The organism is Micromonospora sp. WMMD1155 (genome assembly GCF_029581275.1).
In the GTDB taxonomy this organism is placed as follows: Bacteria; Actinomycetota; Actinomycetes; order Mycobacteriales; family Micromonosporaceae; genus Micromonospora.
Genome location: NZ_CP120742.1, coordinates 5,609,005 through 5,622,360, shown reverse-complemented (window position 1 = coordinate 5,622,360; position 13,356 = coordinate 5,609,005). Strand labels below are relative to the sequence as shown.

General features: G+C 72.0%; 13 protein-coding genes and 1 pseudogene. 7 read left to right on the top strand and 7 right to left on the bottom strand.

All coding sequences use genetic code 11. The features are described 5' to 3' along the window. Positions 1-5 precede the first annotated feature (5 nt). The 5 genes and pseudogenes from O7617_RS25780 to O7617_RS25760 form a co-directional block, all read right to left on the bottom strand. Complete coding sequence (locus O7617_RS25780) at positions 6-608, bottom strand: hypothetical protein (protein ID WP_282258710.1); 603 nt, start codon at positions 606-608, stop codon at positions 6-8. After that, positions 605-1,369, bottom strand: coding sequence for an EndoU domain-containing protein (locus O7617_RS25775; RefSeq protein ID WP_282258709.1), 765 nt, complete (start codon positions 1,367-1,369; stop codon positions 605-607). Before O7617_RS25775 ends, O7617_RS25780 begins: the two co-directional genes overlap by 4 nt. 7 nt (positions 1,370-1,376) lie before the next feature. Further along, on the bottom strand, positions 1,377-2,078 hold the full coding sequence (locus O7617_RS25770) for a hypothetical protein (RefSeq protein WP_282258708.1): 702 nt from the start codon (positions 2,076-2,078) through the stop codon (positions 1,377-1,379). 10 nt (positions 2,079-2,088) lie between these two features. Then, on the bottom strand, positions 2,089-2,409 hold the full coding sequence (locus O7617_RS25765; RefSeq protein ID WP_282258707.1) for a type VII secretion target: 321 nt from the start codon (positions 2,407-2,409) through the stop codon (positions 2,089-2,091). Between the two features lie 119 nt (positions 2,410-2,528). Next, a pseudogene (locus tag O7617_RS25760) lies at positions 2,529-2,720 on the bottom strand (hypothetical protein); the annotation flags it as partial. 28 nt (positions 2,721-2,748) lie between these two features. Here O7617_RS25760 and O7617_RS25755 point away from each other — a divergent pair. Then, on the top strand, positions 2,749-3,087 hold the full coding sequence (locus O7617_RS25755; RefSeq protein WP_282264942.1) for a hypothetical protein: 339 nt from the start codon (positions 2,749-2,751) through the stop codon (positions 3,085-3,087). Between the two features lie 113 nt (positions 3,088-3,200). Next, positions 3,201-5,336, top strand: a complete 2,136-nt coding sequence (gene helR / locus O7617_RS25750) for an RNA polymerase recycling motor ATPase HelR (RefSeq protein ID WP_282258706.1) — start codon at positions 3,201-3,203, stop codon at positions 5,334-5,336. Positions 5,337-5,482: 146 nt separating this feature from the next. Here the strand turns inward: helR and O7617_RS25745 are convergent, their stop codons facing one another. Then, positions 5,483-6,031 (bottom strand): RNA polymerase sigma factor, encoded by a 549-nt coding sequence (locus O7617_RS25745; RefSeq protein WP_282258705.1) that lies wholly within the window; start codon positions 6,029-6,031, stop codon positions 5,483-5,485. Between the two features lie 56 nt (positions 6,032-6,087). Between O7617_RS25745 and O7617_RS25740 the strand changes: the two genes are divergently transcribed. Then, on the top strand, positions 6,088-7,446 hold the full coding sequence (locus tag O7617_RS25740; protein WP_282258704.1) for a serine/threonine-protein kinase: 1,359 nt from the start codon (positions 6,088-6,090) through the stop codon (positions 7,444-7,446). Here O7617_RS25740 and O7617_RS25735 read toward each other — a convergent pair. Next, positions 7,443-8,147: a hypothetical protein gene (locus O7617_RS25735; RefSeq protein ID WP_282258703.1), complete on the bottom strand. Its 705-nt coding sequence runs from the start codon at positions 8,145-8,147 to the stop codon at positions 7,443-7,445. The genes O7617_RS25740 and O7617_RS25735 overlap by 4 nt on opposite strands. Positions 8,148-8,372: 225 nt before the next feature. On the opposite strand from O7617_RS25735, the gene O7617_RS25730 reads away from it, so the two are divergent. From O7617_RS25730 to O7617_RS25715, 4 genes are all read left to right on the top strand, one after another. Beyond that, on the top strand, positions 8,373-10,409 hold the full coding sequence (locus O7617_RS25730; protein ID WP_282258702.1) for a serine hydrolase domain-containing protein: 2,037 nt from the start codon (positions 8,373-8,375) through the stop codon (positions 10,407-10,409). Between the two features lie 41 nt (positions 10,410-10,450). Continuing rightward, positions 10,451-11,746: a histidine kinase gene (locus O7617_RS25725; RefSeq protein WP_282258701.1), complete on the top strand. Its 1,296-nt coding sequence runs from the start codon at positions 10,451-10,453 to the stop codon at positions 11,744-11,746. Between the two features lie 8 nt (positions 11,747-11,754). Further along, a complete protein-coding gene (locus O7617_RS25720; protein WP_282258700.1) occupies positions 11,755-12,399 on the top strand; it encodes a response regulator transcription factor in 645 nt (214 codons plus the stop codon). A 112-nt stretch (positions 12,400-12,511) separates the two neighbouring features. After that, positions 12,512-13,309, top strand: coding sequence for an SAM-dependent methyltransferase (locus O7617_RS25715; protein WP_282258699.1), 798 nt, complete (start codon positions 12,512-12,514; stop codon positions 13,307-13,309). The last annotated feature ends 47 nt before the right edge of the window (positions 13,310-13,356 follow it).

Here is a 13,356-nt window from a genome sequence, read left to right as displayed (position 1 = left end):
CCGCCTCAGGCACGCCAGACGGTCTGGGAGCCGGCCAGAGCGGCCTCCTGGTAGGGCGTTCGCGCAGAACCCACGGCGACGACCTCCACCGGCCACTTCTGCCCCAGCGACACCCACAGCGTCGACATCACGCCCGAGTACGTCGACAGCTCGTCCGTGCCCTCGGCCACCTGCAACACGTACGTCCACGCCGCCCCGTCGGGTGCGCCGTCGAGCGGGATACGCCAGGCGCGGTGCAGGCCGAGGCCGTGTCGGCGCGGGGCGTCGGCGGCGAGCAGGGCGTCGGCCGGGGCCGGATCCGGGGCGTCCGCCGGGCCGTCGGGCACGAACCGGTACGACGGTGGCGGCACCTGCGCCACGACGGGCACCTCGGCCAGGTCCGGCCCGTCGGGTTCGCCGAGGAAGGTGCGCATCAGGTCGCGTTCCGCTTCGGTGACGCCGACGCCCTGGTACGCCAGGCTGAGCAGGAGGGTGGCGTCGGCCAGGTCCAGCTCGCCCGCGGCGTACTGCTCCCGGACGGTGCCGAGAACGTCGTCGGAGAGCCGGCCCGCGAGCCGTCGGCACACCTCGGCGACCGCCGCGTACGTCTTCGTGTCCATGGTGTTCATTTCTTCTTGTAGTCGCCGAGCTCGGTCCGCGTGACGTTGCCCTGGTCGTCCTCGACCACTCTGATGATCTTGTTGCCCTTCGGGCCCTCCCAGGTCCAGCTCCCGTCGCCGCCGACGTCGGGATTACTGTATCGGGGCGGGTTGCCCATCGGGATTCCCTGCGGCGCGGGGTTCGGCGCCGGCGGGTTGCTGATCACACCCGGGTCGGTCTTGTCCGGCGGGTAGGCGGTGCGGATCTCCCCGTCGGCGAGCACCGTCGTCTTGACCTGCACGCCGTCGACGACACCGACGTAGTCGTAGGCCCACGCCGGGTTGCCGTCCGCGTCCTTGGTCGGGTACGGCCCCTTGGCCGGCGGCCCCTGCTGCGTCACCCGGTGCGCGGCGTCGAGGATCTTCGCCTCGTCCCAGCTCTTCGGGAACTCCGTCTTGTTGGAGAAGCCGGTGCCCGCGAGGTGACCGCCCTGCCGACCACCGTCGCCCTCGATGATGTGCTTCCGGGACGCGTCGCTGTGGTGGATGCCGCCGGCCGGCGGCGGCGTGGTCGGCGCGGGAGGCGGGGTCGGCTTCGCGGGCTTGGTGGAGCCCGACCCCGGGCCGACACCGGGTGGGTGGCCCTGCTGCGTCGCCTGGCCGGTGGCCTGCTGGGCACTGGTGATGCCCTTCGCGGCGTTGATTCCGCCGTAGCTCTTCGGGGGTTTGCCCGCCCCGCCACCGGCACCCGTGCCGCCGCTGCCGCCGCCGGGTTTTCCGGGCTTCGCCATGGACGCCTTATCCGTTCAGGATGCGGGTGAGGTTGGTCAGGCTGGTGATCAGCGCGCCCACGTACATGAGGATGCGCCCCGCCCACTTGACGACGGCGGCCGTGATCTGCGCGGCGATGACCGGGATCGTGACGACGAAGATGGCCTCGACAGCCCAGACGACCACGCGCGCCACCAGGTCGGCGATGAGGTCGCGCACGATGTCACGGGTGAAGGCCACCAGGTTGCCCGCGCCCTCGGTGGCCGCCGCCAGCGCGGCGGAGACCGCGCCGAGCCCGCCGAGGGCCTCGACGTTGTGGTCCATCAGATTGTGGTACGCCACAGCGGCCTGCCCATACCACTCGGGCAGGTCACCGTCCAGGTGCGACCGCAGGTCGTTGGCCATGCCGTGCAGCTCGGCGGCCATGTTGTTCCAGGTCGCGGCGTGCGAGGCGACCACGTCGGGCATGCCGGTGAGCTTGTCGAGCATGTCCCGCAGCGGCTCGAAGTATTCCATCGCCCAGCCCAGACCGTTGGCCAGCAACGCGCTGAACGGATCCAGCACGGTCACCGCCGCGTCCAGCCCGAACGCGGCGCCCGCGAGCAGGTCGTCGACCCAGCCCTCGCTCCGGATCGCGTCGACCAGGCCCTCGACACTGTCGGCCAGGGAGGCGCCCGTCCAGACCTCGCGGGTGGAGGTGACGTCGGCGACCAGCGACATGTCGGTCATCGCGTAGCCCTCACGGGGTCAACTGCTTCCCGACGTTGGTGATCAGGCCGGCGTTGTCGACGTCGACCGCGTCGTAGTCGTCGGCGGTGCGACGCAGCCCGGTGGCGGCCAGCGTCAGGTTCTCCTCGACGCCGGCGAACAACTCGTCCTGCCGAACGTGTTTGCTCTCCAGGACCCCGGCGATCCACCCGCACAGCAACCCGTACGCCGAGTCGTTCTGCGCGATGTGGGCGCTTGCCGCCTTCACCGCCGCGAAGCGTGCGGCCAACGCGTCGATGTTACGCGCGTGGGCGCGGATCTCCTCCGCGTCGACAGCGAAGCCGTCCTCCATCACCAATCACCGCCAGCTTCGGTGGTCGTCGCCGCGCCCCCCGCACCATGATCATCAGGGCAGGAGTCTAACAAGCACCGTCCATCCGGGTGACCCCGTGCCAGGCCCGCCGAACGGGCTCACCGGTCGGCGATGAGGGGGGCGTAGTCGGCGCGGGTGAGCGGTGCGGCGGACAGGGAACCGTCGGCCCGGGGCACACCGAGGGCTCTGCCGTCGCGCAGGAAGGCCACGGTGGTCACGTCCCCCCGGCTGGTCAGGGTGCACACGATCTGCCCGAAGGCGAGGACCTCGTCACTGCGGCCGGCGTCGTCGGCGGGCGCGTCCACGGACACCAGTGCCGTGCTCCCCGACGCCGAGGTCGTCTGGACCCTGGTGGCCGAGCACGGCTGGAGCGGTTCTCCGTTCGCCACCGGGCCGCACCACTGCCCGCCGTGCAGCTTTCGGCCCCCACCGCGCGGCGGTGACGGGTCGTGCGACGACCACGGTCCCGGCGGCATCCTCGGCATCGACCACCTGGACGACGTGACGGTCATCGCCGCCACCGGCGACATCGACATCGACAGCGGCGACACGCTGCGCACCGCCCTGCGGCACGGGGCCGAGGTGGGCAGGCACGTCGTCGTCGACCTGAGCCGGGTGCACCTCACAGGGGGACCAACGCACCCCCGCCACTCCTAACGTATATCGCATTGGGGGGCTTGCGGCAAGACCCCGTTTATGACGCAAAATCGTCGGCCGAAGCCAGATTCGGCCGAAATGGAAGTCATGAATTGGATTCTTTGCCTACCTCCGTGTTCGACCTCCCCGACTCCCTCTCCCCCAAGGCCGACCCGGCACTCATAGCCCGCGACGAGCAGCACTTCGCGGCCATGGCGGAGAACCTCGCGCAGGTGACCGCCGACCTGACCGACCGCCTCGACACCGCGCGCCGGGCCCCCGGCGGCAAGGGTCGGCAGGCGGTGGACCGGGACGACGAGATCCGCCGGCTGAGCGCCCGTCTGCGGGCGCTCAGCCGCTACGGACTGGACCTGTGCCTCGGCCACGTGGTCGAGGCGGGCAACCCCGATCCGGTGTACGTCGGGCGTCGCGGTCTCACCGACAGCGAGGGGCGACGGTTGCTGCTCGACTGGCGGTCCCCCGCTGCCGAACCGTTCTTCGGCGCGACCCACGCCAACCCGATGGGTCTGGCGAGCCGCCGCCGGTACCGCTGGACGCGTGGCCGGATCAGCGACTACTGGGACGAGGTCTTCACCCCGGACGGGTTCGTGGGACACGCCGCCGCGCTCGACGACCAGTCCGCGTTCATCGCCAGCCTGGGCAGCGCCCGGTCGAGCCGGATGCGCGACGTGCTCAGCACCATCCAGGCCGACCAGGACGCCATCATCCGCGCGGGGTCGGCGGGTGCCCTCGTCGTGGACGGCGGTCCGGGCACCGGGAAGACCGTCGTCGCCCTGCACCGCACCGCCTACCTGCTCTACTCCGACCCGCGTCTCGGTCACCGCCGGGGTGGGGTGCTCTTCGTCGGGCCGCACCAGCCCTACCTGGCGTACGTGGCGGACGTCCTGCCCAGCCTCGGTGAGGAGGACGTGCAGACCTGCACCCTGACCGATCTCGTTCCCGAGGGGGCCACGGCGACCGTCGACACCGATCCGGAGGTGGCCCGGTTGAAGTCCTCCGCCCGCCTGGTCGAGGTGATCGACGCGGCGGTCAGGTTCTACGAGGACCCGCCGGGCACACCGATGACGATCACGACCGAGGACGCAGACATCCGGTTGACCGCCGACGACTGGGCCGACGCGTTCGAGGCGCCGGGGCCGGGCACACCGCACAACGAGGCACGCGACGAGATCTGGGAGGAGCTGCTCACGATCCTCGTCGACAGGTACGACGGCGAGATGCCGGACGACGCGCTGCGGGCCTCACTGCTGCGCGACCAGGCGCTGCGGGCGGCCGTCAACAGTGCCTGGCCGGTGCTCGACCCGGCCGACGTCGTCGGCGACCTGTGGTCGGTGCCCGCGTACCTGCGTCGGTGCGCGCCGTGGCTCAGCCCGGAGGAGGTCCGCACGCTGCAACGTGACGACCCCCGCGCCTGGACCGTGTCCGACCTGCCGTTCCTGGACGCGGCACGGCAACGCCTCGGCGACCCGGAAGGGGCGGGGCGCAAGGGTCGGCGCGACCCAGCCGCCGCCGTGGAACGGGACCACATGGCCCGGGTCGTCGACGAGCTGCTCGCCGCCGACGCCTACGACGACGGTGAGGGCCTGCTGGCGATGCTGCGCCAACCGGACCTGCACGAGGTCCTGGTCGACGACTCGGCGCTGCCGGACACCGACCCGGATCTGCTCGCCGGCCCGTTCGCGCACATCGTCGTGGACGAGGCGCAGGAACTGACCGACGCCCAGTGGCAGATGCTGCTGTCGCGCTGCCCGTCGCGCAGTTTCACGATCGTCGGCGACCGCGCCCAGGCCCGGCACGGGTTCACCGAGTCGTGGGAGGAACGCCTCCGCCGGGTCGGGCTGGACCGGATCACCATGGCCTCGTTGACCATCAACTACCGGACGCCGTCGGAGGTCATGGCGGAGGCCGAGCCGGTCATCCGGGCCGTGCTGCCGGACGCCAACGTGCCGACCTCGATCCGCGGCAACGGGCTGCCCGTCGTTCGGGGGCCGGTGTCGGAGTTGAGGTCGATCCTCGACACCTGGCTCGCCGATCACGCCGACGGGATCGCCTGCGTCGTCGGCGACCCGACGTTCCCGCCGACGTCGCGCGTGCGGTCGCTGAGCCCGGAGCGGGCCAAGGGCCTGGAGTTCGACCTGGTCGTCCTCGTCGACCCGGACTCGTTCGGCACCGGCATCGAAGGGGCTGTCGACCGCTATGTGGCCATGACCCGGGCCACTCAGCGACTCGTGATCCTGACCGGTCGCTGACGCGCTGTCGCTGTCGACGGTGATGCCACCGGGGCATCTTGATGCCTCGGTGGCATCAGGCTCGATCTCGGGTGCGCTCGGTCAGCCCGCGTGTATCGTCGTGCTCTTCGGCCGCCGAGCGCGGCCGGAGGCCACGAAGGCCCCGCTCAACCGCCCTGCAACGACTCCCGCACGTGCCGGCGAGCGTGATGGATCCGGGACTTCAGCGTGCCTACCGGGATGCCCAGTTGCCCGGCGATCTCCTGGTAGTCGAGCTGACACATGTCGCGCAGCACGAGAGCCGTCACCAGCTCCGGCCGATGGGCCTCCAGCCGGTCCAGCGCGTCGAGGAGATCGAGGCGGGATCCGGCGATGACGCTCGTCGTACGGGGATCGACCACGTCGACGGGCAGCGACGCGCTCGGCACCTCGGCGGCGCGTCGCCGCAACGACCGGTAGGTCTGCCGGGCGCAGTTGGCGACCACGGTGTGCAACCAGGTCGAGAACAACGACCGACCCTCGAACCGCTCGATGTGCCGGGCGACCTGCATCAACGCGTCCTGCGCGGCCTCCTCGGCGTCCTGCCGGCAGGGCAGGAAGCGGCCACACTGTTCAAGGACCCGCGGACCGATCGCGGCCAGCAGCTCGTCGAGGGCGGCGCGGTCGCCGGCCGCCGACCGCCGGGCCAGCTCCTCGGTGTCGAATCCGATCCCCACCAGCGCTCCCCCGTTCATGGGCGTCACCGGTGTCCCGGTCGTCGGATAATACGGTCGTGTCCATCCCGCCACAGGTCGGTCGCTACCGCATCGCGCACCCGGTCGGCGCCGGCGCGTTCGCCACCGTCTGGTTGGCGTACGACGACGAGCTGCGGTCGCCGGTGGCGGTGAAGGTGCTCGCCGACAACTGGTCGCAGCGGGCCGACATCCGGGGGCGCTTCCGCCAGGAGGCCCGGTTCATGCGGCAGGTCGACTCGGACCATCTGGTCCGGGTGCTGGACGTCGGTGAGCTGCCCGACGGCCGGCCGTACCTGGTGATGACGTACGCCGCGGGCGGCAGTCTCGCCGACCGACTGGACGACGGGCCGATGCCGGTGCGCGAGGCACTGCGCGTCGCCGCCGACATCGCGCGGGCGGTGGCCGTCCTGCATGACAACGGTGTACTGCACCGCGACCTCAAACCCTCCAACGTCCTGTTCGACACCACCGCGGCCGGGGATCGGGTGCTGGTCGCCGACCTGGGGTTGGCCAAGACCCTCGCGCACGCCTCCGGGTTCACCGTGCTCGCCGGCACTCCCGCCTACATGGCGCCCGAGCAGCTCGTCCCCGGCGGTGGGCTCGACGTGCGCGCCGACGTGTACGCGATCGGCGCCCTGACGCATCACATGCTCACCGGGTCGCCGCCGGGGCGACCGGCGACACCGCGCGCGTCCGCCGCCGTCGAGCGGGTCGTCCGCCGGGCACTGCACCGCGACCCGGACCGCCGTTGGCCGACCGCCGCCGCGTACGCGGAGGCGCTGGAAGGTCTGCTCGCCACGCGGCAGGTCACGGTCCGACCACCCCCGCACCGGGTCCGCCGGTCCGTCGCCGCCGTCGGCGTCGTGGCCGCTGCGCTGGTCATGGCGGGGTCCGCCGACCCTCCCACCGCGCCGCATGGCTGGGCGCGGGTGGGCGACGCGACCGGCACCGTCTCGGTGGCCGTGCCGGACGGCTGGGCGAGGCACCTGCGCGACAGGGGTTGGAACCCTGCGGTGATCGGTCTGACCGAGGTACGCCGTCCGGGCCTGCTCGTCGGGGCGGATCTCACCGAGTGGTCCGACGTCGACAGCGCGGCACCCGGCGTCTTCGTCGGAGTGAGCCGTGCGCTGCCCACCACGGACCGGCCGACGCTGCCCGACCACAGCGAATGCACCGATGCCTCCGGGCGAGCGGTCACCGTCGGCGCCCTCAGCGGAACCGTGCGGCACTGGGCGCGCTGCGGAGGCACCGAGAGGTCCTTCAGCGAGGTCACCCTGGCCGGCGCGGGAGGCTCCTTCGGCGTGTACGTCCAGGTCAAACAGACCGACGGCGTCGACCGCACCGACGAGGTCCTCGACACGCTGCGGCTGGACGATCCGCTGCTCCCGCAAGGCTAGAACCGTTCCCAGTTGCCGGCGTAGTCCATCATGCGCCACCGGCGGGTCTCGGTGCCGCCGTCGAGCTTGCGGACGGTGGCCTCCACGTGGAAATCCACGATCCGGTACGAGACGAACGTCATCACTCGGTCGCCGGACGGGCTCGGGTCGTCCCCCTTGATGACCGGCCGCGCGAACCGCTCCTTGCCGTCGTAGGCGAGTTGGACGGGCACCAGCGCCTGCCGCCGTGCCGCGCCGGGGTTGCCCAGTTCGACGAGGACGAGGGCGTCCTCGGTCGCCGGGGCGTCCGCCGGCTCCTCGCCGATGAAGTCGGCGTACGCGGGGCGCGCGCCTCCGGGCAGGATCCGGCAGGGCACGTCCAGGCCGTTCGAACCGTTGCGGAACCTCACGAACTCGTCGGACTCGCCGCAGAAGTCCAGACTGCGGATCACCGCGTTGGGCCAGTCCGTCCGCCTCATCTCGCTCAGAGAACCGGCCGGTTTGGTGGTGCGGGTGACCGGAGCGCCCGGGGTGGACGTGCGGGTGACCGGAGCGCTCGGAGACGAGCCGGGGGTCGTCGGAGCGCTCGACGCCGACGGGCTCGCGGTGGCCGACGGAGAGCCGGCGGGTGCCGCGTCACCGCCGACCCGTTCGACGGGTGCGCTGCACCCGGCGACGACCATGGGGATGAGCAGCATCCCGGCAAGCAGCTTGGCGCGCATGGTTGGTCCTCTCCTCTGCGGGCTCTGTCACAGGGTTGGATGCACCGGCACGGGCAGTGGTTCACGCGAACGGACACACTGCCCTCCTCCTCAGGTCGTAAACGCAATGCCGTCCTGCGCCAGATGGTTCGGGCCGATCGCTCGAACAGGCTGGGACCAGGCACCGGGTGACGCCGCACGGACCTGCTCCGGACACCCGTTGCGCCTGGGAAGGCACTGCAGACCATGCGCTCTCGCACTGTTCCGCGATCCCGCTCACCCCGACCCGCACGACTGGTCGCCCGACTCGGGGCGGTGCTGACGGCCGTGGTGGTCGTCGCCGTGACCACCGCGGGCTGCGGCGCGTCGCCCGGCGACCCGGCCCCGTCCGCCGGCATCCCGGCCGCTCCGGCCGCCGCGAACGGGACGGACCCCGCGCTGACCGGCGCCGACGTCACCGCCTGGCTTGACGGCCTGCTGCCGGCCGCGCTCGACCGGACCGGCATCGCGGGGGCCACTGTCGCCGTCGTGCACGACGGCACAATCGTCACAACCCGGGGGTACGGGTACGCCGACACCGGTGACGGCGGCACGGGGGCCGTACCCGTCGACCCGGACCGGCACCTCTTCCGGATGGGGTCGGTGTCGAAGCTCGTCACCGCCACCGCCGTCCTGCAACTCGTGCAGGACGGGAAGCTCGACCTCGACGCCGACGTCGAGACGTACCTCGACTTCGACCTTCCGCGCAGCTACGAGCGGGCGGTGACCCTGCGGCACCTGCTGACCCACACCGCCGGCTTCGAGGAGCGGATCGCGGGCCTCATCGGCACCGACGGCGGCACCGTCGACCTGCGCAAGGCCCTGGTGACCGACCCACCGGAGCAGATCTACGAGCCGGGCACCGTCCCGGCGTACTCCAACTACGGCAACGCCCTCGCGGGCTACATCGTCGAACGGGTCAGCGGGACGCGCTTCGAGGAGTACGTCCAGCGCAACGTGCTCGACCGGGCGGGCATGCCGTCGTCGACCTTCGAGCAGCCCCTACCGGCGGCGCTGCGCGACCGGATGTCCGAGGGGTACGACACCTCCACCGCACCCGCCGCGCCGTTCGAGATCGTCGGTACGCCCCCGCCCGGCGCGTTGACCGCGCCGGCGACGGACATGGCGCGGTTCATGCTCGCCCAGCTCGGCGAGCCGGTGGGCTTCGCGCCCCTGCTGGACCGGGCGACCCGGGAGCTGATGCAGCGTCCGGCACTCGACGCGACGGCGCTGGGCACCCTGGCCGACGGGCCCCGGATGACCCTCGGCTTCTTCGAGGAGGACCGCAACGGCCACCGGATCCTCGGCCACGGCGGCGACACCAAGTACTTCCACTCCCACCTGCAGATCTACCCCGACGACCGGGCCGGCATCTTCCTCGCCCTCAACAGCAACGGTTCCGGCGCCCTCGACAGCCACGAGCTTCGTGAGGCGGTCGTACACGGCTTCGCCGACCGCTACTTCCCCGCCCGCACCGGGCAACCGGGCACGGGCGTCGACGCGGCCACCACCGCCCGGCACGCCGAGTCGGCCGCCGGCACGTACGAGTCCTCGCGGGCGATGCGGAGCACCTTCCTGACGGCGATCGGCCTGGTCGGTCGGACGACGGTCAGCGTCGCCGACGGTCACCGCCTGCGGTTCGAGCCGGGTCCGCTGTCGGACTCCCCCGCCCTCTACGAGGAGGTGGCGCCGTGGGTCTGGCAGGAGGTCGGCGGGCAGCGCACCATCGCCATGCGGGCCACCGGCGACCGGGTCGAGGCGATCAGTTTCGACTCCGCGTTCACGTTGTTGCCGGTCGAGCCCGCCCGCGCCTCCGGAGTCGCCATCCCGGTGCTGGCCCTGTCGACCGTCGTGCTGCTCCTCACCGTTTTGGCCTGGCCGGTCGGCGCGATCGTCCGCCGTCGGCTCGGCGGCGCACCTCGCGAGCGGGCCGGGCGTACCGCGCGGATCCTGAGCCGCGTCGCCGTCGCCGGCACGCTGCTCGCGTTCGCCGGTTGGGTGCTCAGCATCGGCAGCATCATGAGCCTGCAGGACGTACCCGGGCCCGCCCTGCGCGGCATCCAGGCGCTGCAACTCGTCGGTCTGCTCGGCGTGCTGCCCGCCGGGGTCCGGTTGGCCGACGACGTCCGACGCCACGTCGGCTGGCGACGGATCGTCGGCAGCGGCCTGATCCTGGTCGCCCTCGTCGGGGCGGGCTGGTTCGCCGTGGAGTTCCGGCTGCTCGCGCCTAGCATCTCCTACTGAACGCCCGACCCGGAACGATCCGGAGCAAGGACGCGAACCGCATGAGCGACCACACCGGCACCGAACCCGGCACACCACGACTGACGAGGTGGCTCGACGGTCGGCTCACCCGACTCGGGGTGACCGGCGTGTTCGCCCGCGACTGCCTGCTGGCGGCGGTCCTGACCGTTCTGACGTTCGTGCTGCTGACGGTGCTGTTCCGGTTCGTGGCACCGGGGGACGGGGTGTCGTTCGACCCGACGCGGGCCTGGCTGGTCATCGCCGTCTGCTGCGCGCAGGCGATGCTGCTGTGCCTGCGTCGGGTCCGGCCACTGCTCTGCCTCGCGCTCGTCGTCGGCCTTCAGCTGCCCATCAACGGCCTCTCCCTGCCGGAGGTGACCATCCGGGGCATCGCGCCGTTCGTCGTGGCGTACACCGTCGGTTCCTCGTTGTCGGTGCGGCGCGCGTTGCCGGCCGTCGGCGTGGCCGTGCTGGCGGAGTCGGTCGGGGCCGCCGTCGTGGTGACCCCCGACCTGCTGACCGGCGTCGCGTACGTCTCGGCGAGCGCCCTGACCTATGCCGGCGCGACGTTCGTCGGCAGCTACGTGGCCACCTACCGGCGCTACGTCGACCTGGTGCGGCTGCGGGCCGACGAGGCGATCCGGGAGCAGCGCACGAAGGTCCAGGCGGCCATCGGCGCGGAGCGCTCCCGGATGGCCCGGGAACTGCACGACGTGGCCGCCCACCACCTGTCCGGTGTGGTCGTGCAGGCGGCGGCGGTGGAGCGGCTGATCGACCGCGACCCGGCGGCCGCGAAGGCGGGGGTGGCGTGGATCCGCAGTCAGGGCAAGGAGACCCTGGACAACCTGCGGCTGGTCGTCGGTGTGCTGCGCGGGCGTCCGGGGCACGAGGACGGCGACGGCGCCACCCCGGTGCCCGGGCTGGACACGCTCGACGAACTGGTCGACACCGCGGGCGGCCTCTCCGGGCCGGTCGAACTCGTCCGGGAGGGGCAGCCACGTGCGGTGTCGCCGATCGCCGACGTGGCGCTCTACCGGATCGCGCAGGAGTCGCTCAGCAACGCCCGTCAGCACGCGCCCGAGGCGCCGGTACGGGTGGCACTCCGCTTCCTGCCCCGCTCGGTGACGCTGGAGGTGGTGAACGAACCGGCCAGCCCACGATCCGGACCGACCACCCGGACCGGCGGCGTCGGCCTGGTGGGCATGCGCGAACGCGCGCAACTGATCGGGGCGTCGTTCGCGGCCGGCCCGACCCCGGCCGGCGGATGGTCGGTCACCACGACGCTGCCGACGAACGGTCCCGTCGCGTCACACTTGAGGGAAGAGGCAACCAATTGATCAGGGTGATGCTCGTCGACGACCAGGCGATCGTCCGCGCCGGCTTCCGGGTGATCCTGGAGGACGCGGGAGACATCGAGGTCGTCGCGGAGGCGTCGAGCGGGTCCGCCGCCGTCGAGCTGGCCCGCCGACTGCAACCGGACGTCATCTGCATGGACGTCCGGATGCCGCACGGCGACGGGCTGAGCGCGACCCGGCAGATCCTCGCCGACGCGTCCGGTACGCCGCCCGCGGTGCTCGTCGTGACGACGTTCGACCTCGACGAGTACGTCTTCGGCGCGCTGGAGTCCGGCGCCAGCGGGTTCATCCTCAAGGACTGCGAACCGGAGGACCTCGTCGAGGCGATCCGTCGACTCGCCGGCGGGTACGGGCTCGTCGACCAGGCCGTCACCCACCGGGTCATCTCGGAGTTCGCGAGACGCACCCCCGCTCCGGCGTCGGACGCCGCGGCGGCACACCAGCTCACCGCGCGGGAGACCGAGATCGTGGAGCTGCTCGCGCAAGGTCTGTCCAATGTCGAGATCGCCGATCGGCTGTTCATCGAGACGAGCACCGTCAAGTCGCACCTCGGGCGCGCCATGGCGAAGATCGGCGTACGGGATCGGTTGCAGACCGTGGTGTGGGCGTACCAGAACGGGGTGGTCCGACGGTGACGGCCGCCGGCGCCTTCCACCTGGCGTCGACAGTGGACACCCGGGGAGTACGATCCCGCTCACACCTCAGTGTGGTGACCTCCAGCTCTCGACCCCTCGATAGGAGCCTGGCATGGCCGGTCCGGACCCCGAACTCGCCGCGAAGCTTCAGCCCGACGTGCCGCACGCGGCGCGGATCTGGAACTACTGGATGGGCGGGAAGGACAACTTCCAGTCCGACCGGGCGGCCGGCGACGCCGTGGCCGAGGTCTACCCGGAGATCGTCGTCATGGCGCAGCAGTCCCGCGTGTTCCTGGTACGGGCCGTCCGGTACCTCGCCGCCGAGGCGGGTATCCGGCAGTTCCTCGACATCGGCACCGGCCTGCCCACCATGCAGAACACCCACGCGGTCGCCCAGGGGATCGCGCCGGACTCCCGGATCGTCTACGTCGACAACGACCCGATGGTGCTGGTGCACGCGCGGGCACTGCTGGCCAACACGACCACCGAGGGTGTCACCACCTACGTGCCCGCCGACTACCACGACCCGGAGAAGATCCTCGCCGAGGCCGCGCAGACGCTCGACTTCGACCAGCCCGTCGCCGTGATGTTCATGGGCGTACTGGGCTACGAGCCCGACCTCGACGTGGTGCGCTCGATCGTCGAGCGGACGATGGCCGCGATGCCGTCCGGCAGCCACCTGGTGCTCTGGGACGGCACCGACACCAGTCCGGAGGTGGTCTCCGGGGCCGAACGGCTGGCGCAGAGCGGCGGCGTCCCGTACATCCTGCGCAGCCCGGCGGACCTCGACACCTGCTTCGCCGGGCTGACCAAGGTGGAGCCCGGCCTGGTGCCGATCCCCCTGTGGCGGCCGGAGGACCCCGACGCCAGCGGTATCGACGCGTACGGCGCCGTGGCCCGCAAGCCCTGACCGCCGCGACTCCGCCCCGCCTCCGCCGTCAGGGCGGGAGCGGGGCG